Genomic DNA, 20,969 nt, shown 5'->3' on the forward strand with positions numbered 1-20,969 from the left:
GTCAGGCCTGGGTCTTACGGACCTCCAGCGTCACCCCGGCCCCGTCACGCGTGTCGAAGTAGCAGAACCCCGACCCGTCGGCCCGCCGGCCCCGCGCGACGATCCCCAGCCCCGCCTCCCGCCCCTGCTCCTCGGCCCGCGCCAGGTCAGGGGTCTCGAAGCCGAGGTGGTAGACGCCCTCCCCGACCGAGTCCAGGAAGCGCCGCTGCGGCGAGTCCAGCTCGGACGGCTGGCAGAGCTGGAGCTGCACGTTGTCCAGGTCGGCGCACTTGTAGCGCATCGCGGCGGACGCCTCCGCGTTGGGGACGTCGTACTCGACGTAGGCCCCGCCCTTCGGGTAGTCGAACCACGGTCCGATGCCCACGCTCTCGTAGTAGGCCACGGCCCGGTCCAGGTCCGCGACGACGACGCACACGTGGTGAAGCTGCCTGAAGAGCGGAATCACGAGTTCTCCTGTCTGGACGGAATGTACGGAATGGCTGTATACAGATTGGCGTACGGTAACACATACAATCTCGTTTCCCCTGGAGAGAGCCATGTACTACTTCGGCTACTGCACCTACCTGCTGGAGTCCGAGCTGCGGAAATACCTCCCCGAGGCCGTTGCGGTGACCAAGGCCAAGGCGGTCAACCGGCAGATCCAGTTCCGCGCGGCGGGCGAGCGCACCGACCGGGGCTGGTGCCACCTGGCGGACACCGGCACGTACGGCAAGGCCGCCCAGGGGATCGTGTTCGAGGTCGACGACGCGCATCTGAAGGACGAGTTCGACGACTTCGACATCGTCTTCCTCACCGTGCGGGGTGACGACGGCGAGCACTACGACTGCTTCACCTACGTGCTCAGCGAGCCGGGCATCCGGATGCGGCCGCCGCGCTTCTACTGGGAGCGCGTCCCCCAGGGCCTGGCCGAGCAGAGCTTCCCCGCCGACTACCAGGCCGAGGTGCAGCGGACCTTCGACGAGGCCGCCGACTGCCCCGACTTCGACCGTCCCGCGCCGGCCGGCAAGCCCGGTCGCTCCGCCGACTCCCGCTAGCGGTTCCCACCCCCCGACCACCTCACGCAGGGAGACAAGGATGAGGTTCTTCCCGGCCGTGGCCGCCGCCGCCGTCCTGGTGCTGGCCGCCTGTTCCAACGGCGGCGGGCAGCCGCGGGCGAGCGGGCAGGACGCCAAGGTGCCCACCGTGCAGCAGGGCGTCCTCATGATCGGCTCGCAGCAGTCGTACATCCCAGGGGAGTTCCGCGCGGAGGGCTCGCAGGATCTGCAGGGCTTCGGCGTGGACATCGTCGACGAGATCGCCAAGCGGCTCGGCCTGACCACCCAGTGGGTGCAGGTCGACTACTCGGCGATCATCGCCGGGCTGCAGGCGGGCCAGTTCGACATGGGCTCGGGCGGCATGAGCCCGAACCCCGAACGGCTCCAGCAGGTCGACATGGTCGGCTACTACCAGTCCGGCGCGACCTTCCTGGTCCGCAAGGCGGACGCCGGCAAGTACGCGACCGGCCAGGCCATGTGCGGCCAGAAGCTCGGCATGCTGGAGGGCTCGACCACGCTGGAGAAGGCCGTGGAGAAGGAGAACGCCTCCTGCCCGGCCGGGAAGATCGAGGTCGAGCACTACACCTCGACACCGCTCGGCCTCCAGGGCCTGCTGTCGGAGCGCATCTCGGCGTACGCGCCGGACCTGGCGCAGGCGCAGTACATCGTCAAGGAGAACCCCGACCAGTTCGCCACCACCGACTACCACCTGGTCGACTACCTGATCAACTTCACCTTCATGAAGGGGAGGAACCCGGAGCTGCGTGACGCCGTCTACACCGCGCTCGACGCGATGATCAAGGACGGCACGTACGACAAGATCCTCGGCAAGTGGAACCTGACGGTCGGCGGGCTCAAGCAGCCCGCGTACAACGGGCAGCTCGATGCCAAGCCCTGACCAGCAGGTCTACCTTCCCGTACGCCGGCCCAGGCCCTGGGGGCAGATCCTCCAGGCCTGCGCCGTCATCGTCGTCATCCCCCTGATCGCGCTGCCGTTCCTGCGCTCGGGCGTGTTCGACCTGAGCACGGTCGGGCGCTACCTGTTCGGGCCGGCCATCCTGGAGGCGGTCTGGGGGACGCTCTCCCTGGCCACGCTCAGCACGGCGCTGGCCATCGTGCTCGGCACGGGTGTGGCGCTGCTGCGCATCAGCGACAACGCGGTGCTGCGGGCCGCGGCGGCCGGCTTCGTGTTCGTCTTCCGTGGCACGCCGATGCTGGTGCAGCTGCTGATCTGGTTCTTCGCGGTGCCGCGGGTGATCGGGCGGGTGAGCCTGTCGATCCCGTTCACGGACATCGTGCTGATCGAGGACCAGGCGGCCAGCACGTTCTTCACGCCGTTCCTGGCGGGGCTGTTCGCGCTGACGCTGGCCGAGAGCGCGTACATGGCGGAGGTCATCCGCAGCGGCATCCAGGGCGTGGACCAGGGGCAGCGCGACGCGGCCCGCGCGCTCGGGGTGCCCGGCGGGAAGATCACCCGGCAGATCGTGCTGGCGCAGGCGTTCCGGATCGTGATGCCCGCCGTGGGCAACCAGTACATCCTGATGATCAAGAACACGTCGCTGGCGTACGCGATCGGGTACTCGGAGATCCTGCTCTCGGTCAGCCGCGTCTACTACACCAACTTCAAGTATCTCGAACTGCTGCTCGTCGCGGCCTTCTGGTACCTGCTGCTCACCGCGCTGATCACGGTGCTGCAGCACGTCCTCGAGCGCAAGTTCCCTGCGAGGTGACGGCCATGACAGAGGCACCGGTCAAGATGCGCTCGCGGCACGTGTTCAAGTCGTTCGGCGCGACCCGGGTGCTCAAGGACGTGTCCGTGGAGGTCCGCGACGGCGAGATCGTGGCGCTCATCGGGCCTTCCGGGGCGGGCAAGTCCACGTTCCTGCGCTGCGTGAACAACCTGGAGCTGATCGACTCCGGCAGCGTCGAGGTGGACGGCGAGCTGATCGGCTACCGCAGGGTGGGCGACCACCTGCAGCCGCTCGGCGACCGCGAGGCGAGCAGGCAGCGGGCCCGCATCGGCATGGTCTTCCAGCACTTCAACCTGTTCAGGCACCTGACCGCCGTCCAGAACGTGGCTTACGGGCCGCGCCAGGTGCTGCGCCTCGACCGGGCGACGGCGGAGCGGCGGGCCGCCGAGCTGCTCGGCCGGATGGGGCTGGCCGGGCGCGAGCACCACTACCCGCGCCAGCTCTCCGGCGGCCAGCAGCAGCGGGTGGCCATCGCCAGGGCGCTGGCCATGGACCCGAGCATGATCCTGCTGGACGAGCCGACCAGCGCGCTCGACCCCGAGCTGCGCGTCGAGGTCGCGGGCGTCATCAGGGACCTGGCCAGGCAGGAGTGCACGATGCTGATGGCCACCCACGACATCCCGCTGGTGGAGGACATCGCCGACCGGATCGTCTTCATGGTGGACGGCACGATCGTCGAGGAGGGGCCGGCCGAGCAGGTGCTGAACGCGCCCGCGCACGAGCGGACCAGGGCCTTCCTGGCCAGGATGACCAGCAGGAACGACGCCCCTGCATGACCGTCCGCGGCACGGCCAGGGACTACGGGCTCTACGCGGTGATGACGTCGATCTGGGGAGCCAGCTTCTTCTTCACCGCGATCGCCCTCAGGTCGTTCAACCCGTACATGATCGTGCTCATCCGGATGGGGCTGGCCGCCGTGGTGCTGGCCGTCGTCGTACGGGTGCGCGGGCTCGCCGTGCCGCGCGACCGGCGGCTGCTCGGGCATCTGGCGCTGCTCGGGGCGTTCAACATCGCGCTGCCGTTCACCCTGCTGACGGTGGCGCAGGAGCACGTCACCTCCTCCACGGCGGTCGTGCTGTCGGCGACCACGCCGGTGTTCGTGTTCCTGATCGCGAGCCTGGTCACGCGGGCGGAGCCGTTCAGCCTCCCGCGGCTGGCCGGGATCGCCGTCGCCTTCCTCGGCATGGCGGCGCTGTCGGCCGGTCCCGTCGGCTCTGCGGGCGGTCCGGAGGCCGGCGGGCTCTGGCCGCTCGCGGTCGTCGCCAGCTCGGCGATCTTCGCGGTCGGCAACGTCTACACCCGGACGCACCTCCCGCACCTGGACCCGGCCGTCATCGCCTGCGGCCAGCTCACGGCCGCCACCGTCTGGCTGGTGCCGGTCACGGTGGTGACGGGCCACTTCTCGTTCGGACGCCCGGCGCCGCTGCCCGTGCTGGCCGTGGTGGAGCTGGGCCTGCTCGCCTCGGCCGCCGGATACCTGCTCTACTTCCGGTTCATCCTGCGGTGGGGCTCGACGGCGGCCTCGGTCAACACCTACCTGCAGCCGTTCGTCGGGCTGCTGCTCAGCGTGCTGGTGCTGGACGAGGCGATGGGCGCCGGGCAGTGGCAGGCGCTGGCCGTGATCCTGCTCGGCCTGCTGACCTTCGGCTTCGGCCCGGCGCTGGTCAGCCGAGCCCGAGCGCGGCGACGATGATGCGGGTGGTGTTGTTGACGTGAGCGCGCGCCACCCGCGCGGCCGTCTCGGCGTCCTTGGCGGCGATGGCCGCGACCAGCTCGCGGTGCTGGGTGTTGACCACCTCGTCGTCGGCCGGGGTGAAGACCACGGGCTGGTTGAAGTTCCAGTAGTTGACCTTGGTGCGCCGGTAGAACTGCACGACCAGCGAGTTGCCCGCCCCGTCGGTGATGATCTCGTGGAACTCGTTGTTCAGCTCGTTGAGCTTCGGCCGCGAGATGCCCGGCGCCTCCATCTGCTCGATGAGCTGCTCCAGCCGCGCCAGCCGCTCCCCGTCGAGCCGCTCGGCGGCGAGGTAGGCGGCGTGCGCCTCGATGCCGGCCCGCGCCTCGATGATCTCCAGGATCTCCTCCGGCGCGTGGTCGCGCACGAACCAGCCCTTGCGCTGGACGACGAGGCCCTCCTGGCGCAGCCGCAGCAGCGCCTCGCGCACCGGGGTGCGGCTCACCTGGAGCCAGTCGGCCAGCTCCTCCTCCACCAGCCGGTGGTTGGGCCGGAACTCGGCGGCCAGGATGGCGTCGCGCAGCCGCTCGTGCACGACGTCAGCCATGAACTCCGCGGTGCGGCGGCTCTTGCGCTCGGGCATTGCGGCCATGGTGCTCCTAGGGTGGGTCACACGTCTGTATACAGGAGTGTACACAATGCTCACAGCGGACCATACGTGATCTTGATGGGCGATAATGATCTTGTGCGGGCCCTGACCGCAGCCGGGGCCCGCACGCCTGCCGCAGGTAGGCTGGCTCCCATCATGGACACCACGGTGGGGCTGCGGGAACGCAAGAAGGCCGAGACCCGTCAGGCCGTGCACGAGGCGGCCCTGCGACTCGTGGTCGAGCACGGCCTCGACGCCGTCACCGTCGAGGCCATCGCCGACGCCGCCAACATCTCGCGGCGGACGTTCTCCAACTACTTCTCCGGCAAGGAGGACGCGCTCCTGTACGGCGAGGAGCAGCGCATCCGCGACCTGGTGGAGCGGGTGGGCGCCCAGGACGCCGGGCTGACGGCCTGGCAGGCGCTGCGGGCGTCCATCGAGGAGTTGCAGCGGGAGACGGAGGAGCCGGAGCGGGAGTGGGCGCTGCGCACCCGCCTGGCCAAGCGCCACCCCTCGCTGCTGGCCAGGCAGCTCGCCAACCACGCCGCCCTGGAGCGCGACCTCGTGGAGGCGGTCGGCGACCGGCCCACCACGGTGCCGCCCCGGGTGCTGGCCGCGGCCTTCCTGGTGGCCCTGCGGGTGGCCTCGCACCTGTGGGCCGAGGAGCGGGAGGCCCGCACGCTGCGCGAGGTCATGACGGAGACGCTCGACCAGATGGCCAGGCAGTTCGCCTGAAAGGACGAGCGCCCGTCCCTGCGGTGCTCGGTCGGGAATCGCGGGACGGGCGCTCGGGTCTGAAATCAGGAGCAAGCGGCTCCGGCGGGCTGGCTGCTCGGCCCGTTGGCGGTGAACCCGACGGCCACCGACGCCCCTGGCGCCAGGTTCTTCGACCAGTCCGGCCCCTTGGCGGTCCACGTCGTGCCCGACTGCGTCACGACCGCGTTCCAGCCGTTGTTCAGCGTCACCCCCGACGGGAACGTCCACGTGGCGCTCCAGCCGGAGATCGCCGAGGTCCCGGTGTTCTTGACCGTCAGCTCGCCCTGGAAGCCGCCCTGCCAGGCGTTCGTCTCCTTGTAGGTGACGGTGCACTGGCCGGGCGGCGGGGTGACGGTGGGGGTGGTCGTCGGCGTGCCGCCGCCCACCGGCGGGATCAGGTACGGCTGAAGGATGTCCTGCTTGGGCTGGTTGATGGTGGTCCAGTCGTCGTTGGCGATGCCACCCGTGTCACCCGAGTTGGGGTTCCACGACCAGTACGTGAACGACATCCCGTTCACCCCGGTCCCCAGGTACTTCATCAGCTCCTGCAACCACACCTTGTCCACGTTCGAGGCCAGCGTGGTGCCGAACTCGCCCAGCATGATCGGCGCGACGTTCTGCTTGTACAGGTAGCCCCAGTACTTGTCCCAGATGGCGGGCAGGTTCGCCGGGTAGTCGGGCGCGTCGAACCAGCTCTGGTGGTAGACGGAGGTGGCGTACTCGTGGGGCGAGTAGACGAGCCGGTTCGCCACGTTCAGCCGCACCGGGAACTGGCCGGCCTTGGACAGGTTGCCGCCCCACCAGCCGCAGTCCTCGTCGTTGCTCGGGTCGCCGTCCCACACGTTCGACAGGCCGCCGCTCGGGCAGCTCACGCCCTCGACGAAGATCAGCCAGTTCGGGTTGACCGACAGGACGGCGTTGCCCGCCCGCTCGGCGGCCAGCCGCCAGTCGCGGCTCTGGTCGCCGCAGCCCCAGCAGGCGCCCGTGGCGTTCGGGTTGGTGCCCTCGGCGTGCGGCTCGTTGTGCAGGTCGGCGCCGATGACCGTGGTGTTGCCCGCGTAGTGCTGGGCCAGCGCCTTCCAGTCGTTGATCCAGGTGCTCTCCGGGGTGGCGGCGACGTACCAGAGGGGCGACTGGCCGGCCGAGGTCGGGCGGTGGCGGTCGAGGATGATCCGCATGCCCTTGGCGCCGGCGTAGTCGACGACCTTGTCCAGGATCTGCAGCGGCGTCAGCCCGATCAGATCGGGGTTGACGTAGTCGTTGACGCCGGTGGCGGTGGCGCCGGGCTTGAGCGCGTCGTTGGAGTACGGCACCCGCAGCGTGTTGTAGCCCAGCGAGGCCATCTTGTCGATCTGGCCCTTCCACGGGTTGCTCGACCACAGACCGTGGAAGGTCCGGTTGTCCGTCTCCATGCCGAACCAGTTGATGCCGGTCAGGCGGACGGTCGCGCCGGTGCTGTCGACGATCTTGTTTCCGCTGGTGCGCAGGTATCCGGTGCCCGTGCCGGCGGCGGCCGACGCGGGGGTGGAGGCGACGGCGACGGCGACCGTGGCCGCGGTGACCAGCGTGGCCAGGACGGCGACGGCCGCCTTGGGCAGGTGCATGAAGGTGCCCTTTCGAAAGGGTCGGGGGACGCGGCGTCATGCTCGCCACGCCCCCCGGGGCACGTCAATGCAGGGTGCCCTCATCACGGCTCTGACCTGCGGTGATGCGTGAAACTTTCAGTGCTAGACGGGCAGCGTCCAGGTCTGCGGGAACAGGCCGTTGCAGTCGTAGATCTCCAGCTTGGTGCCGTTGGCGGTGGCCCCCTGCGGGGCGTCCAGGCAGCGGCCCGACTGCGGGTTGTACAGCGAGCCGTCGGCCCGGTGCTGCCACTTCTGGGCGCCGCTGTTGTTGCACTGCCAGAGTTGCACCTTGGTGTGGTTGGCGGTGCCCTGCGCGTCCACGTCCAGGCACTTGCCGAAGGCGCGCAGACTGCCGTCGGGGTGGGTGGACCAGCGCTGGCCGGTGGCGACGCCGCAGTCCCAGAGCTGGGCGGCGTTGCCGTTGGCGTTGGTGTTGGTGTCCACGTCCAGGCACTTGCCGCCGGGGCCGGTGATCTGGCCGACCACGCCGGGCACCGTGCCGATGCCGTACCGCACCGCGCACTGGTTGCCCGTCAGGTGCGTGGCGGTCAGGTAGAGGAAGTCCGTGCCGTTCGCCGAGGGCACGATGGGCGAGCTGTAGCCGGGGCAGGACGGCTCGCCGGAGTTGTAGCCGCCGGTGGGCGAGGTGAGGGCGGGGGCCTCGATCTCGGTCCACGCGCCCAGGCCGTTGGCGCGGTTGATGAACAGCACCTGGCCGGACTCGCCCAGCACCGTCTTGTTGCCGGTCGGGCCCGCCACGACGCGCTGCCCGGACATGATCAGCGTGCCGTTGGGGCCGCCGCCGGGCAGCCAGGTGACGTACGGGGTGTGCAGCAGCTCCCGCTGGTCCGAGGTGCGCACCAGGGTGCCCGCCCCCGTGCCCCAGTTGAGGCCGTCGGAGCTGGTCTTGGTGTAGACCTCGCACGCGTGGTCGGCGTCCGTGGCGTCCCTGCACATCTCGTACGCCATCAGGAACGTGCCGTTCGGCAGCCCCGTCACGATCGACATGCCGGGCCTGGCCAGGTTGTCGTTGGGGAAGGCCACGTCCTGCGTCATCGTGGCGCTCCAGGTCTGGCCGCCGTTGGTGGAGGTGTAGTGGCCGATGACCTGGTTGTTGGTGGCGCTGTTCGCGGGCCGCTCGTCGGAGATGAAGCAGGCGAGGGTGTTGTTCGGGGCGAGCAGGAACCACGGCTCCCAGATGCCGTGCCCGATCGTGTCGGGCAGGCCGCTGGTCTGCGTGCAGTTCGACAGGTACGTCCACGTCACGCCGTGGTCGGTGCTCTTGAACACCTCGACCTTCTGCGTCGTGTAGTCGCCGTCCACCCAGGCGGTGCCGGCCGCCAGGAGGTCGCCCTGGTTGAGGCCGTTGGCGGTGCGCGGCACCTCGTACAGGACCGGCGCCCCGATGCCCCAGCCCGCGGTGTGCGACGTGATGGTGGAGATCGGGTTGGCCGACCAGGTGCGGCCGCCGTCTGTGCTGCGGTAGATCGGGAACGAGGCGGGCGCGTTGTGGCCGCGCCTGGCGAACGTGGCCAGCATCGTCTCGTTCGCCGAGCCGTCGTGGTCGAGCCTGACCGCCCTCGGGTAGCTGGCGTCACCCTGGGGGAACGTGGTCAGGTTGGGGGAGTAGAGCACCTGGCCGGCGGGGGCCGCAGAGGCGGGGCCGGCCAGTGCTCCGAGGCAGGTCGCGATCAGGGCTAACGCGGTCATGATCCGCGCGGGGGGTGTGAGTCGCACTTGCGTGATCTCCTTAACGGTTGTCGCCGATGACGAAGTCGGTGTGGCTGTCGACGTCCACGGCGGAGCGGGCCACCACGGCGCCGTCGCTGACCAGGGCGAGGTGCAGCCGCCCGCTCGTCCAGCCCTCAGGAAGCCGGGCGCGCACCTCGGCGGCGCCGCTGAGCAGGAACGGCTTGGCCTCGATCCACGGCCCCTCCGCGCCGGGGGCGGCGGGCGTCGCGCCGAGCACCGGCGTCCAGGCGGTGTGCAGGTGGCCGTTGACCGGCTCCGCGCCGTGGTGCGAAATGCGGACGGGCACGCTCACCTCGCCCGTCTCGCTCAGCACGTCACGGCCGGGCGCGACGGGCACGACGTCGAGGACGAGCGTGGTCGTGGCGTTCGCGTCGGCCGGGTTCACGCCGCCCAGGTCCTTGGCGCGGCGCTCGAAGTCGAGCAGGCCGGCCGACTCGTGCTCGATGTCGTACAGCTCGGTGTAGACGTAACCGGCCACCCGGTCGTGGCGGCGCAGCTCCTGGGTCTGCCAGCGGAGCTGCCAGCCGCGCTCGACGGAGGTGAAGCCGGTGCCGTACTCGCTGTTGAGGTTGGGCAGGCCGCGCAGCGGCTGGTCGGGGCTGCCGGCGAGCTTCTTGCGCACCACGAAGTCGGGGCCGAGCTTGACGGGGAAGTCGTCCTGCTCGCCGTTCACCAGGGCGGCGACCGTCCTGCCCCAGGAGGCGGCGGACTCGTCGTAGTAGTGCCAGTCGAGCAGGTCGGTCCTGACGTGCGTCCAGCCGGAGTTGTCGACGGCGGGCCTGCTCGGGTCGAGCGCCTTGAGCAGGTCGTACGCCTGCGCCGTCGCCCGCTGCTTGGCCGGGTCGCCGGGGATGTCCCAGTCGAGGCCCCACTCCTCGTTGTAAAGGCCCCAGATGATGATCGCGGGGGAGTTGCCGTCACGCTCGACCATGGGCGCGACCTGCTCCTCGAACGCCGCCACCGAGTCGGCGGAGAAGCGGCCGGTCGCGGCCGGCTCGGCCCACACCAGCATGCCGAGCACGTCGGCGTGGTGCGCGAAGCGCGGGTCCTCCAGCTTGAGGTGCTTGCGCACCAGGTTGTAGCCGGCCTCGGCGGCCAGTTCGAGGTCGCGGCGCAGCGCGGCGTCGTCGGGCGGGGTGATGCCGGTCAGCGGCCAGTAGCCCTGGTCGAGCACGCCGCGCACGAACAGGCGGGCGCCGTTGAGGTACAGGTCCTCGCCGATCACCTCGATGCGGCGCAGCCCGGTGTAGGCGGCGACGGTGTCGGTGCCGTCGGCCGAGGTCAGGGTGGCGTCCACGTGGTAGAGGTGCGGGTCGTCCGGGGACCACAGGCGCGGCTCCGCCACCGGGATCACGGTCTCGGCCAGGCCGTTCACGACCGGCACCTCGACGGTCACGTCCGTGCCGCGCAGGCGCAGCGCGAGCGTGGCCTCGGCGGTCCCGCCGACCCGCGCCTCCACCTCGATGGCGTCCAGCCCCTCCGACGGGCGCAGCTTCAGCCCGGCCAGGTGCGTCGCGGGCCTGGCCTCCAGCCAGACGCTCTGCCAGATGCCCGACGACGGGGTGAAGCAGACGCCGTCGAAGTCGTCGCGCGGGATGCTGCGCTGCTTGCCGTGCGCGATCTCGCGCTTGTCCAGCGGCGCCGAGACCCGTACCACGACCTCCTGGTCGTCCCCGGGGCGGAGCGCGTCGGTGATGTCGGCCTCGAACGGCGTGTATCCGCCCCGGTGGCGGGCCACCTCGACGTCGTTCACCCAGACCGTGGCCTCGTGGTGCACGGCGCCGAACTGGAGCACGACCCGCTGCCCCGCCCACCCGGCGGGGACGGTGAACGTGCGGCGGTACCAGGCGACGGGCAGCCAGTGGGCCTCGATGCCCGACGCGGGGGTCTCCCAGGCGAAGGGCACCGTGATGGTGCGGTCGTAGCCCTGCTCGGTGTCGGCCCGGAAGTCCCAGTCGCCGTTCAGGCTCGACCAGGAGTGTGACCGGTCGAAATGGGGGCGGGGGTACTCCATGATGCTCTCTTTCATGATCCGGGTCAGCCCTTGACGCTGCCCGCGAGGATGCCGTTGATGAAGTGGCGCTGCAGCAGGACGAAGATCACCAGCAGCGGCAGCATGGCGATGCTCCCGGCGGCCAGCAGCTCGCCCCACACGGTGGCGAAGTCGGCGCCGATGCGGTTGCCGGTAATGTTCTGCGCCAGCGTGGCCAGCACCACCTGGAGGGTCTGGTGCTCGGTGTCGTTGACGGCCACGACCGGCCAGACGAAGTCGTTGTAGATGTTCATGGTGGTCAGCACGGCCAGCGCGGCCAGGCCCGGCCGGATGACCGGCAGCACGACCTTGTAGAAGATGCCGAACTCGCCGGCCCCGTCCACCCGCCCTGCGTCGATCAGCTCGTCCGGGATGGCGGCGATCGTCTGCCGCATCCAGAAGATGCTGAACGCGTCGATGCTGCCCGGCAGGATCAGCGCCTGGTAGGTGTTCACCCAGCCGAGCGCGCTCATCTCCAGCAGCAGCGGGATGATCAGCACCAGGGTCGGCAGCATCAGCGTCAGCAGCACGACCCCGAACAGCACGTTCTTGAACGGGAAGTCGTACTTGGCGAAGGCGTAACCGGCCAGCGGGCAGAAGACCATCGTCATCCCGCCCTTGACCAGCAGCACCAGCGCCGTGTTCAGGAACCCGGTGCCGATCGGCACGTCCGCGAACATCGCCCGGTAGTTGTCCAGCGTCAGCTCGCCGATCGACAGCGGGCTGGCGATGATCTCGGCCGCCGGCTTGAGCGAGGAGCTGACCGCCCACCAGATCGGGTAGAGGAACACGATCGCGAGCAGCGTCAGCAGCAGGTACTGCGCGATTCCCGGCCTGTTCTGGCTCATGACACCTCGTCTTTCGGGCGCAGCATCCGCACCGAGACCAGCGACAGGCCGAAGACCAGCAGGACCAGCAGGAACGAGTTCGCTGCGCCGGTGCCCAGGTCGGAGGCGGTGATGTGCTCGTACAGGTACAGGCCCGCGGTGGTGGTGGAGCCGTACGGGCCGCCCTCGGTGACCACGTGCGGCTCGGCGAACATCTGGAAGACCGCCAGCGTCTGGATGACCACCAGGAACGCCATGCTGCGGCGGACCAGCGGCACGGTGATCGACCAGAACTGGCGCCAGCGGGAGGCGCCGTCGAGCGAGGCGGCCTCGTACACGCCGCCGGGGACCGCCTGGAGGCCCGCGAGCAGGATGATGATCGCGAACCCGGTGGTCTTCCACAGGAACAGCAGCGCCAGCGTCGGCTTCGACCACGCCGTGGAGGTCAGCCAGGCCACGTCGGGCAGGCCCACCAGGTTGAGCAGGTAGTTGACCAGGCCGTAGTCCTGGTCGAACACCACGATCCAGACCTGCGCCATGGCCACGATCGGCGTCACGAACGGCGCGATGAACGCCACCCGGAAGAACCCGCGCAGCCTCAGCTTGGCGTTGGCCAGCAGCACCGCGCCGCCCAGCCCGGCGACGATCTGGAGCGGCACGATGAGCAGCCACATGACGGCGCTGTTGCCCAGCGAGGCCCAGAAGTCGGAGTTGGTCAGCAGGAACAGGTAGTTGTCGAAGCCGACCCAGCGGGCCTGGGAGCCGCCCCGCCAGTGCATGAAGCTGAGCTGCAGCGCGTAGATGAGCGGGTAGAGCCCGAACGCGCCGAAGACGGCGAAGAACGGGGCGATGAACAGGTACGGCGTGAGCCGGATGGAGCGCAGCCTCATGAGCGGTCGATCAGGTTCTTCTGGATCTTCTCGGCCGACTCGCTGATCACTTGGTCGGGGGACATCTTGCCTTCCATCAGGCGTTGCATGTTGTCGCCGAGGTAGTCGACCGACTGCGCCCACCACACCGGGATCGGCGCGGCGGCCGGGATGCTCGCGCCGGCCTCGACGGCGACCTTCCACAGGTCCTGGCCGCCGAGCGCGTCGATCGGCTTGAACAGCGGCTTGGCCGGGTCGGCGGCGGGCGTGTAGCTGGGGATCGAGGTGGACAGACCGCCGGGGTAGACGTCGTTGGGGCCGTACACGGCGGTGTAGCCGGGCTCCTTGTAGCAGAGGAACTCGTACAGCAGCCAGGCCAGCTCCGGGTTCTTGGCCTTGGCCGGGATGATGAAGCTGCTGCCGCCCATCGCGCCGCTGCGCGCGCCGCCCGGCGTCCAGGCGGGCAGCGGCGCCGCGCGCCACTTGCCCTTGGTGTTCTTCAGCAACTGCTGCGGCGCGAACGACCACCAGATCGCCCACGGCACGAACACCTGCTGGCCGCCGTCGAGCGCGGCGATGTCGGCCTGCTCCAGGTACGGGGCGTGGGTGACCAGGCCGTCCTTGACCGCGGTCTGGATCCAGGTGAAGATCCGCCGGTACTCCTCGGAGTCGAGGCGCAGCTTGCCCTGCGCGTCGGTGAGGCTGGTGCCCTGCTGGTTGGCCAGCATCTCCAGCCAGAGCTGGCTGAGGAACGGCGTCTTCTCCAGGTGGATGGGCTTGGTCTTCGGGTCCTTCTCCTTGATCGTCCTGGAGGCGGTGAGCAGGTCGTCGTACGTGGCCAGGCTCGCCGGGTCGATGCCCGCGCTCTCCAGGATGTCCTCGCGGTACCAGAGCAGGCCGGGGTCCAGATCCCACGGGACGCCGTAGATCTTGCCGTCCACGGTGTTGACCGACAGCTTGTACGCCGAGGTCTGGTCCTTGTACGGCGCGATCAGGTCGGTCAGGTCGAAGAGGTGCTCGGCCTGCCCGCCGATCTTGGCGTCGTCCCAGAAGCTGCCGTCGGGCACGTCGGTGCCGCTGATCAGGGTGTTGGCCAGCTTGGCGTCGATGTCCACCGCCTGGTGGTTCACCTTGACGTTCGGGTAGGCCGCGCGGAACTTGGCGATCGCGGCGTCGAACACCTTGAACAGGTCCCCCGACCGGTTCCAGATCGTGATCTCGCCCTTGGCCGCGGACCCGGACGCGGTCGGGGCGGCCAGCTTGCTCGGCTGTGCGCCCGTGCCGCCAGGAGCCGCGCACGCGGCGGCCAGTGAGCCGGTGGCGGCGAGCGCGCCGACACCGAGTGCTCCCTTGAGAAAGCCGCGGCGGCCAATGGGGGATGTAGTCATCTGGGACTCCTCGCCGGACGGGGAAATGCGTTGTGAGGGCTCTGCAACGATGCAGACATCATGCATACTCGTCTGCAACGATGCAAGAGCAGGTCTAGGATCTTCCCAAGAACGGCACCCGGAGGTATAGGAGACGCATGGCCGGTACAACCCTGCGCGATGTCGCGAAACTGGCGAACGTGTCCATCCGTACGGTGTCCAACGTCGTCAACGGTTACGCGCCCGTCTCCGACGAGCTGCGGGCCCGCGTGCAGGTGGCACTCGACGAGCTCGACTACCGCCCCAACCTCATCGCCCGCAACCTGAAACAGGGCCGCACGGGCATGATCGCCTTCGTGGTGCCCGAGCTGGACGTGCCGTACTTCGCCGAGCTGGCCCGCGAGGTGATCAAGGCCGCCCGCGCCCACGGCTACGTGGTGATGATCGACCAGACCGACGGCGACGGCGACAGGGAACGCGAGCTGCTCGGCCGCGACTCACGCGCCACCATGTTCGACGGCCTGCTGCTCAGCCCGCTGTCCGTCACCGCCGAGGAGCTGCGCGCCCGCGGCAACCGGGTCCCCATCGTGCTGCTCGGCGAGCACATCTTCAACGGCAGCCTCCCGCACGTGGCCATCGACAACGTCGCCGCCGCCCGCGACGCCACCGCGCACCTCCTGGACCTGGGCCGCCGCCGGGTGGCCGCCATCGGCGACCAGCCGTACGCGACCGGCGAGACCGCCCAGCTCCGCACCGCCGGCTACCGGCAGGCGCACGCCCGCGCCGGCCTCCCCGTGGACGACGAGCTGATCGTGCCCACCTCCCACTTCCACCGGCGGCTGGGCGCCGAGGCCATGGAACGGCTCCTCGCCCTGCCCGAGCCGCCCGACGCCGTGTTCTGCTACAACGACCTGCTCGCCCTCGGCGCCATCAGAGCGCTCACCAGGGCGGGCCGCCGCGTCCCCGACGACGTGGCCGTGGTCGGCCTCGACGACATCGAGGAGGGCCAGTACAGCACGCCCAGCCTCACCACCATCGCCCCCGACAAGGCCGAGATCGCCCGCCGGGCCGTGGACACGCTGCTGGAGACCATCCGCGGAGAGCTCGGGCCGGCCCCCGAGATCGTCATCCCCCACCGGCTCATCGTCAGGGAGAGCACAGCCGGCCAGCGGTAGTGCTCGCACTACCTCGGGCTCTCGCCCCAGCGCCCATGTGCTCAGGCCCGGCCCCGGCTTGGATGGCCGGTATGACGAACGAGATCCCCGGCCGCTGGGCCGAGGGCGCCGGGCTGGTGCTCGGGCCGCTGCTGCTCACCGCCGGCGTGCTGACCCGCGTCGGCGCGGACGACTTCTTCCCCGGCCAGCTCGCCGCCCACGCCGCCGACCCCGGCCGGATGGCCTGGTCCTACGGCCTGTACGCGGCCGGCGTCGTCCTCCTGTGGCCCGCCGTCACCGCCCTCGGCCGCCGGATCGGGCGCACCGGCTGGGCGCGATGGGGGGTCACGCTGGTCGTCCTCGGGCTGTTCGGACGCGTCTTCCACGCCGGCGTCAGCCACCTGGCGTTCCAGCTCGTGGACGTGCTGGGGCTGGAGGCGGCACAGCGGGCGGTGGAGGGCACGTACGGGGCGTTCCACGTGTTCAAGGCGACCAACGTGTGCATCATGGGCGGCTGGATCGTGCTGGCCGTCGGCGCCTGCCTGTCCAAGACGCTCGGCCCGGTGCGCAGCGCGGCACTGGGGCTGGCGGCCCTGCTGCCGCTGGGGGTGCTCAAGGGCAGCACCGATCCGGTCTCGCTGGTGGCGCTGGCGGGGCTGGTCGTCGCGCTGGTGCCGCTCGGTGTCGAGGTGCTCCGCGATGGGCCCGCGCCGAAGTGGTGGGCGGTGGGGCTGACGGTCGCGTTCGTGCCTGTGGCGTTTCTACTGGGGCTGGCGGGTTAGGCGGGCGTGAGAGAGCAGCGCCAGCACACCCGCGATCAGGTACGGCCAGCCGAACAGCTCCAGAGCGCTGGAGCAGTTGTGCGCCGCACCCGACAGGAACCAGGCGACGGGCTCGAACAGCGCGGGAACCAGCAGCACCAGGCCGAGGAACGGCGCGGCCCGACGCTCGGCGAACACGGCCCCGATCGCCGCCACGGCGACCCAGGCGTAGACGCCCTCGGCGGTGTCGAGGCGGTAGAAGGCGAGCGCCCACATGTCGTTCAGATCCGCGTAGCAGCCGGCCTCGCCGCTCAGGAAGTAGTTCCTGACCAGGGCCCGGCCGAGCACCAGAAGCACGACGCCGCTCCAGATGGCCGCCCTCAGCCGGGGCACCCGCTGCTCGGGGCGGGTCAGCAGCAGGGCGACGACGGCGACCACATGGCAGGCCGTCAGCGACCACTCGCCGTGCTGCGGGCCGCACGGCGTCTGGTAGGGGACGACCAGCGTCAGCGCGCTGAGCACCGAGGCCGCCGCCGCCGCGATCGCCCCGGCCGGCGGGAACCACCGCGGCACCCAGAGCGCGAGCAGCGCCAGCACCACGGGCAGGAGCGTCGCGGCATGCCCGGCGGCCCACCAGACAGCGGCCTGCAGCGGGGTCGGCGACGCCACCTCATAGGCGAACCAGCCGCAATACTTCTGCGCGGGCAGCAGGATGGATAACAGGCTCGGTGCGGTGGCCGCCAGGATGGCCAGGAGACGGATCATCGGCAGCCTAGGCTAGCGGACCGTCACGACAACCCGATCTCGTAATGCACGGTCTGGAAGCGCTCAGGATCGCCGTCCCTGGCGTCGAACACCGGCTCCGCCACCGAACTCCAGAACTTCTCCACCCCCTCCACCCGCGTGTCCGTATGCAGGTAGAGCGCTTGATAACCAGCCTCGGCGACGAACCGGCGGGCCTGCGCGACCATCTCACGAGCCAGTCCCCGCCTGCGATGCCCCGCATCCACGTACACCCGGAAGAGCTGCGCCGTGCCGAGATCCGGATAGAGCCTCCCCAGCCACTCGGGATGCGGCGGGCTCTTCGGCCCGCCCGCCCGCACCGCCGTCGTCCCCACCACCTCCTCCCCGTGCACCGCCACGACGAGCGTGTGCCGCTCCGGCCGCAGGTACGTGCCCTCCAGATCGATCACATCCCAGTGCCACTCGGGACGGTAGCCGTACCCGAACTCCCGGTAGAACGTGTCCAGCATGACCCGCCGCGCCCCCTCCAGGTGGCGCGGCTCGGCGGGCACGACCGTGTAGGCGTTCATGTCGTCTCCAGTTCCAGGACACGGTCGGCGAGTCTGGCCACCACGTCCATGTCGTGGCTGATGAGCAGCAGGGTGAGGCCGAGGTCGCGGCGCAGCTCGTCGAGCAGGTCGAGGATGGACGCCTGCACGAGCGCGTCCAGACCCGAGGTGATCTCGTCGCAGATGAGCACCTTCGGCTCGGCGAGCAGGGCGCGGGCGAGCGCCGCCCGCTGGAGCTCGCCGCCGGACAGCGCGGCGGGGCGGCGGGCCGCCGTGGGCTCGTCCAGGCCGACGCGCTCCAGCATCGCCCGCGCCTTCGCCGCCGCCTCCTGCGGGGTGGCGCCGCGCAGCCGTACGGCGGTGCGGGCGACCTGGGCCGACACGCTGCGGTACGGGTCGAAGGAGGCCCTGGCGTCCTGGAAGACGTACTGGACGTCGCGGGCCCTGGCGGGCAGGTGGCGGGGGAGCGGGCGGCCGTTCAGCGTCACGGTGCCTGAGGCGGGGCGGTGCAGGCCGGCGAGGCAGCGGGCCAGCGTGGTCTTGCCGCTGCCCGACCTGCCCAGGACGGCGACGCACTCTCCTTCCGCGGCGCTCAGGCTGACCCCCTTGAGCACGGGGGCGCGCCGGTGCCCGGCCACCAGGTCCCGCACCGCCAGAACGGCGGAGGGTGCGCTGACCTGGGCAGACGTCGGCTCCGGTGCGGTGTCCTGCGGCTTCGGTGTGGCGGCCCACGACCTAGGTCCGATGGCCTGCGGCTTTGGTGCTATGTCCTGCGACTGCGGTACGGCGGCTTGCGGCTTTGGTGCGGTGGCCTGCGGTGTCGCCGTTCTCGGAGACAGGCGGGCGGCGAGGAGGCTGCGGGTGTAGTCGTGGCGGGGCGCGTCCAGGACGGCGGCGGCCGGGCCCGACTCGACGACGCGGCCCGCGTGCATCACCGCCACCCGGTCGGCCAGGGCGCGGACCATGGCCAGGTCGTGGCTGAGCAGCACCAGCGCGATGCCCTGGGCGCGCAGCGCGCGGAACTCCTCGATGACCTCGGCGCGGATCAGCCCGTCCTGGCCGGTCGTGGGCTCGTCGGCGACGATCAGGACCGGGTCGAGGAGCAGCGCCTGCGCCAGCACGACGCGCTGCTGCTGGCCGCCCGAGAGCTGGTGCGGGTAACGGCGCAGCAACTCCACCGGCAACCGCGCCCGCCGCACCGCCTCCCGCACCCGCTCCTCCACCCGAGCCCCCTCACCCCGCCCGCCACTGCCCCACCCGCCGATCCGCGCGCCACTGCCCCACCCGCCGATCCGCGCGCCGCCGCCTCGCCCGCCGTCAACCCGCGCGCCGCCGTCTTGGGCGCGGGCGATCTCCTGCAGGACGCCGCCCACCCGCCGCACCGGGTTCAGCACGCTGGACGGGTGCTGCGGCACGTACGCCACCCCACCCTCAGCCCGCCACACCTCACCCGTGACCCGCACCCCGGCAGCGTGCTCGCCGAGAAGCGCCAGCCCCGTGGTGGTCTTGCCGCTGCCAGACGCGCCCACCAGCGCGAGCGTCTCGCCCGCCGCCAGCTCCAGCGACACCCCGTCCACCAGCGCCCGCCCACCGGCTTCGGCCCGCAGCCCGGAGACCTTGAGTATCACTTGCGCACCGCCGCCCGGTCGAAGGTCAGGTTGAGCCCCACCGACAGGGCCACGATCAGCAGCGCGGGCACCACCACCGCCCACGGCTGCAGGAACATGCCGGTGCGGTTACGGTCCACCATGACCGCCCAGTCGCTGGCGTCCGGAGCGAGCCCGACGCCGAGGAAGCTGGCCGACGCCACCAGGTACAGCGCTCCGACCAGGCGCACCCCCACGTCCGCCACCAGGGTGGGCAGCATCGACCGGCCGGCGTACCCGATGGCCCGCCGCCACCACGTCTCGCCCTGCAGCCGCAGCGCCTCCATCGCGGTGCCGCCGGCCGCCTGGAGCGCCGCCGCGCGGCAGATGCGGACGACCTCCGGCAGTCCGATCAGCGCCACGATCCCCACCAGCGCGGCGGGCCCGGGCGAGAGCAGCGCGGCCAGCATGACGAGCAGCAGCAGGGACGGCACCGCCAGCAGCAGGTCCAGCGGCCGCATCAGCACCTCGTCCACCCACCGCCGCCCGGCCAGCGCCGCCGCCAGGCCGGCGAGCAGCCCCAGCGGCACCCCGGCCGCGTAGGCGAGCAGCGTCGCCAGCACCGCGACGACGACCACGGAACGCCCGCCGAGCAGCACCTGCTCCCACACGTCCCGCCCGACGAAGTCGGTGCCGAGCAGCCCGCCGGCGGCGAAGGACACGCCGCGCGGCTCGGGCGTCCCGGCCAGCCATGGCCCGGCCAGTGCGAGCACCAGCGGCACGGCGAGCAGCACGACTGCGAACCCACGACGTCTCCTCACCGTGCACTCCCTGGAGCCAGCCGGTACGCCCCCAGGTCGGCGGCCAGGTTCACCACCACGGTGGTGGTGGCGAACACCACGCACAGCGCCTGGATCACGGGGATGTCCCTGGCGGCCACCGAATCGTTCAACAAGGTGCCGAGCCCGGGGATCACGAACACGGACTCGACCACGATCACGCCGCCGAGCAGCCAGTCCGTCGTCCTGGCGAGCTGCTGGACGCCGGGGGCCAGGGCGTTCGGCAGCGCGTGCGCCAGCCGCACCCGCCACGGCGACAGGCCGAGCCGCCGGGCGTGGGTCACGTAGCCGGACTCCAGCGCGTTCACCATCCCGGCGCGTACCAGGCGGCTGATGGAGCAGACCGGCCTGGCCAGCAGCACCACCAGCGGCAGCACCAGCAGGGCGGGCTGCTCCAGCAGGTTCGGCGGCGCGCCGACGGCCGTCGGCGGGAACCAGCCGAGCCGCACCGCGAAGACGGCGACGAGCACCACGCCGAGCGCGAACTCGGGGATCGAGTACAGGCCGACGGTCACGGTCGTGAGCGCCCGGTCGAGCGGGCCGCCCTGCCGTACGGCCGCGACCACCCCGGCCGTGACGGCGATGGGGACGAGCAGCAGCAGCGTGAGCCCGGCCAGGGCGAGCGTCGGCGGCAGGCCGTCGGCGAGCACGTCGGCGACCGGCCGTCCGGACACCAGGGAGACGCCCAGGTCGCCGCGCGCCAGCCCGGCCAGCCAGCCCGCCCACCGCTCCACGGCCGGCCGGTCCAGCTCCAGGGCGGCGCGCAGTTGCGCGATGCGCTCCTCGTCGGGGATGTCCCCGGCTAGCACGACGGCGGCGTCGCCGGGCAGCGCCTCGGTCAGCACGAAGACCAGCGAGGCCACCGCCACCACCTGCACCGCCCCGAGCAGCACCCGCCGCATCGCGTAACGGGCCAGATTCACGTGAAACCCACCCCACGACGAACACGGCCCGCGCCGCCCAGGGGACGCTGGGGTGCGCTCGCGTGGGCCGCCTCGCG

At 71.0% G+C, this 20,969-nt stretch carries 21 protein-coding genes; 8 read left to right on the forward strand and 13 right to left on the reverse strand.

Translation table 11 applies throughout. The features are described 5' to 3' along the window. Position 1: 1 nt before the first annotated feature. Positions 2–445 (reverse strand): VOC family protein, encoded by a 444-nt coding sequence (locus tag ABD331_RS29565; RefSeq protein ID WP_344481454.1) that lies wholly within the window; start codon positions 443–445, stop codon positions 2–4. Positions 446–536: 91 nt separating this feature from the next. On the opposite strand from ABD331_RS29565, the gene ABD331_RS29570 reads away from it, so the two are divergent. Genes ABD331_RS29570 through ABD331_RS29590 form a run of 5 tightly spaced genes read left to right on the forward strand, consistent with a single transcriptional unit; the run spans position 537 to position 4,478 of the window. After that, entirely contained in the window at positions 537–1,034 is a 498-nt protein-coding gene (locus tag ABD331_RS29570) for a gamma-glutamylcyclotransferase family protein (RefSeq protein ID WP_344481457.1), read from the forward strand. A gap of 40 nt (positions 1,035–1,074) precedes the next feature. Further along, a complete protein-coding gene (locus ABD331_RS29575) occupies positions 1,075–1,932 on the forward strand; it encodes a transporter substrate-binding domain-containing protein (protein WP_344481459.1) in 858 nt (285 codons plus the stop codon). After that, positions 1,919–2,764 carry an amino acid ABC transporter permease gene (locus ABD331_RS29580; RefSeq protein WP_344481461.1) on the forward strand — a complete coding sequence of 282 codons (846 nt, stop codon included), beginning with the start codon at positions 1,919–1,921 and terminating at the stop codon, positions 2,762–2,764. Before ABD331_RS29575 ends, ABD331_RS29580 begins: the two co-directional genes overlap by 14 nt. Before the next feature lie 5 nt (positions 2,765–2,769). Next, a complete protein-coding gene (locus ABD331_RS29585; RefSeq protein ID WP_344481463.1) occupies positions 2,770–3,561 on the forward strand; it encodes an amino acid ABC transporter ATP-binding protein in 792 nt (263 codons plus the stop codon). Next, entirely contained in the window at positions 3,558–4,478 is a 921-nt protein-coding gene (locus ABD331_RS29590) for a DMT family transporter (protein WP_344481465.1), read from the forward strand. Before ABD331_RS29585 ends, ABD331_RS29590 begins: the two co-directional genes overlap by 4 nt. Here the strand turns inward: ABD331_RS29590 and ABD331_RS29595 are convergent. After that, positions 4,450–5,103 (reverse strand): GntR family transcriptional regulator, encoded by a 654-nt coding sequence (locus tag ABD331_RS29595; RefSeq protein WP_344481468.1) that lies wholly within the window; start codon positions 5,101–5,103, stop codon positions 4,450–4,452. The two genes, ABD331_RS29590 and ABD331_RS29595, sit on opposite strands and share 29 nt — an antisense overlap. A 162-nt stretch (positions 5,104–5,265) precedes the next feature. Here ABD331_RS29595 and ABD331_RS29600 point away from each other — a divergent pair, with 162 nt between their 5' ends. Continuing rightward, positions 5,266–5,844, forward strand: a complete 579-nt coding sequence (locus tag ABD331_RS29600) for a TetR/AcrR family transcriptional regulator (RefSeq protein ID WP_344481470.1) — start codon at positions 5,266–5,268, stop codon at positions 5,842–5,844. 65 nt (positions 5,845–5,909) lie between these two features. Here the strand turns inward: ABD331_RS29600 and ABD331_RS29605 are convergent, their stop codons facing one another. The 6 genes from ABD331_RS29605 to ABD331_RS29630 all read right to left on the reverse strand — a co-directional run bounded on the left by ABD331_RS29605 (position 5,910) and on the right by ABD331_RS29630 (position 14,358). Continuing rightward, entirely contained in the window at positions 5,910–7,469 is a 1,560-nt protein-coding gene (locus ABD331_RS29605; RefSeq protein WP_344481472.1) for a cellulase family glycosylhydrolase, read from the reverse strand. A gap of 123 nt (positions 7,470–7,592) precedes the next feature. After that, positions 7,593–9,227, reverse strand: a complete 1,635-nt coding sequence (locus ABD331_RS29610) for a ricin-type beta-trefoil lectin domain protein (protein WP_344481474.1) — start codon at positions 9,225–9,227, stop codon at positions 7,593–7,595. A 13-nt stretch (positions 9,228–9,240) separates the two neighbouring features. Next, on the reverse strand, positions 9,241–11,256 hold the full coding sequence (locus tag ABD331_RS29615; RefSeq protein WP_344481476.1) for a glycoside hydrolase family 2 protein: 2,016 nt from the start codon (positions 11,254–11,256) through the stop codon (positions 9,241–9,243). Between the two features lie 23 nt (positions 11,257–11,279). Beyond that, positions 11,280–12,122, reverse strand: coding sequence for a carbohydrate ABC transporter permease (locus ABD331_RS29620; protein WP_344481479.1), 843 nt, complete (start codon positions 12,120–12,122; stop codon positions 11,280–11,282). Beyond that, positions 12,119–12,991, reverse strand: coding sequence for a carbohydrate ABC transporter permease (locus ABD331_RS29625; RefSeq protein WP_344481481.1), 873 nt, complete (start codon positions 12,989–12,991; stop codon positions 12,119–12,121). Before ABD331_RS29625 ends, ABD331_RS29620 begins: the two co-directional genes overlap by 4 nt. Next, on the reverse strand, positions 12,988–14,358 hold the full coding sequence (locus tag ABD331_RS29630) for an ABC transporter substrate-binding protein (RefSeq protein ID WP_344481482.1): 1,371 nt from the start codon (positions 14,356–14,358) through the stop codon (positions 12,988–12,990). Before ABD331_RS29630 ends, ABD331_RS29625 begins: the two co-directional genes overlap by 4 nt. 137 nt (positions 14,359–14,495) lie before the next feature. Between ABD331_RS29630 and ABD331_RS29635 the strand changes: the two genes are divergently transcribed. Both ABD331_RS29635 and ABD331_RS29640 read left to right on the forward strand, forming a co-directional pair. Further along, positions 14,496–15,512, forward strand: a complete 1,017-nt coding sequence (locus tag ABD331_RS29635) for a LacI family DNA-binding transcriptional regulator (protein ID WP_344481484.1) — start codon at positions 14,496–14,498, stop codon at positions 15,510–15,512. Between the two features lie 71 nt (positions 15,513–15,583). Then, on the forward strand, positions 15,584–16,273 hold the full coding sequence (locus ABD331_RS29640) for a hypothetical protein (protein WP_344481486.1): 690 nt from the start codon (positions 15,584–15,586) through the stop codon (positions 16,271–16,273). Here ABD331_RS29640 and ABD331_RS29645 read toward each other — a convergent pair. From ABD331_RS29645 to ABD331_RS29665, 5 genes are read right to left on the reverse strand one after another with little or no spacing between them, the layout of a single operon-like run. Further along, on the reverse strand, positions 16,253–17,017 hold the full coding sequence (locus ABD331_RS29645; RefSeq protein ID WP_344481488.1) for a hypothetical protein: 765 nt from the start codon (positions 17,015–17,017) through the stop codon (positions 16,253–16,255). The two genes, ABD331_RS29640 and ABD331_RS29645, sit on opposite strands and share 21 nt — an antisense overlap. Before the next feature lie 23 nt (positions 17,018–17,040). Continuing rightward, positions 17,041–17,565 carry a GNAT family N-acetyltransferase gene (locus ABD331_RS29650; RefSeq protein ID WP_344481491.1) on the reverse strand — a complete coding sequence of 175 codons (525 nt, stop codon included), beginning with the start codon at positions 17,563–17,565 and terminating at the stop codon, positions 17,041–17,043. Further along, positions 17,562–19,172, reverse strand: coding sequence for an ABC transporter ATP-binding protein (locus ABD331_RS29655; protein ID WP_344481493.1), 1,611 nt, complete (start codon positions 19,170–19,172; stop codon positions 17,562–17,564). Before ABD331_RS29655 ends, ABD331_RS29650 begins: the two co-directional genes overlap by 4 nt. Beyond that, complete coding sequence (locus tag ABD331_RS29660) at positions 19,169–19,951, reverse strand: ABC transporter permease subunit (protein WP_344481495.1); 783 nt, start codon at positions 19,949–19,951, stop codon at positions 19,169–19,171. The genes ABD331_RS29655 and ABD331_RS29660 overlap by 4 nt, the downstream gene beginning before the upstream one ends. Then, entirely contained in the window at positions 19,948–20,892 is a 945-nt protein-coding gene (locus ABD331_RS29665; protein WP_344481498.1) for an ABC transporter permease, read from the reverse strand. Before ABD331_RS29665 ends, ABD331_RS29660 begins: the two co-directional genes overlap by 4 nt. Positions 20,893–20,969 lie beyond the last annotated feature (77 nt).

This window comes from Nonomuraea monospora (genome assembly GCF_039531895.1).
Lineage (GTDB): Bacteria > Actinomycetota > Actinomycetes > Streptosporangiales > Streptosporangiaceae > Nonomuraea > Nonomuraea monospora.

Excerpts from the sequence above, each read along its gene's own strand:
- ABD331_RS29570 (WP_344481457.1), top strand. The coding sequence starts at position 537 with ATGTACTACTTCGGCTACTGCACCTACCTGCTGGAGTCCGAGCTGCGG.
- ABD331_RS29575 (WP_344481459.1), top strand. The coding sequence starts at position 1,075 with ATGAGGTTCTTCCCGGCCGTGGCCGCCGCCGCCGTCCTGGTGCTGGCC.
- ABD331_RS29580 (WP_344481461.1), top strand. The coding sequence starts at position 1,919 with ATGCCAAGCCCTGACCAGCAGGTCTACCTTCCCGTACGCCGGCCCAGG.
- ABD331_RS29585 (WP_344481463.1), top strand. The coding sequence starts at position 2,770 with ATGACAGAGGCACCGGTCAAGATGCGCTCGCGGCACGTGTTCAAGTCG.
- ABD331_RS29590 (WP_344481465.1), top strand. The coding sequence starts at position 3,558 with ATGACCGTCCGCGGCACGGCCAGGGACTACGGGCTCTACGCGGTGATG.
- ABD331_RS29595 (WP_344481468.1), bottom strand. The coding sequence starts at position 5,103 with ATGCCCGAGCGCAAGAGCCGCCGCACCGCGGAGTTCATGGCTGACGTC.
- ABD331_RS29600 (WP_344481470.1), top strand. The coding sequence starts at position 5,266 with ATGGACACCACGGTGGGGCTGCGGGAACGCAAGAAGGCCGAGACCCGT.
- ABD331_RS29605 (WP_344481472.1), bottom strand. The coding sequence starts at position 7,469 with ATGCACCTGCCCAAGGCGGCCGTCGCCGTCCTGGCCACGCTGGTCACC.
- ABD331_RS29615 (WP_344481476.1), bottom strand. The coding sequence starts at position 11,256 with ATGGAGTACCCCCGCCCCCATTTCGACCGGTCACACTCCTGGTCGAGC.
- ABD331_RS29620 (WP_344481479.1), bottom strand. The coding sequence starts at position 12,122 with ATGAGCCAGAACAGGCCGGGAATCGCGCAGTACCTGCTGCTGACGCTG.
- ABD331_RS29625 (WP_344481481.1), bottom strand. The coding sequence starts at position 12,991 with ATGAGGCTGCGCTCCATCCGGCTCACGCCGTACCTGTTCATCGCCCCG.
- ABD331_RS29630 (WP_344481482.1), bottom strand. The coding sequence starts at position 14,358 with ATGACTACATCCCCCATTGGCCGCCGCGGCTTTCTCAAGGGAGCACTC.
- ABD331_RS29635 (WP_344481484.1), top strand. The coding sequence starts at position 14,496 with ATGGCCGGTACAACCCTGCGCGATGTCGCGAAACTGGCGAACGTGTCC.
- ABD331_RS29640 (WP_344481486.1), top strand. The coding sequence starts at position 15,584 with ATGACGAACGAGATCCCCGGCCGCTGGGCCGAGGGCGCCGGGCTGGTG.
- ABD331_RS29645 (WP_344481488.1), bottom strand. The coding sequence starts at position 17,017 with ATGATCCGTCTCCTGGCCATCCTGGCGGCCACCGCACCGAGCCTGTTA.
- ABD331_RS29650 (WP_344481491.1), bottom strand. The coding sequence starts at position 17,565 with ATGAACGCCTACACGGTCGTGCCCGCCGAGCCGCGCCACCTGGAGGGG.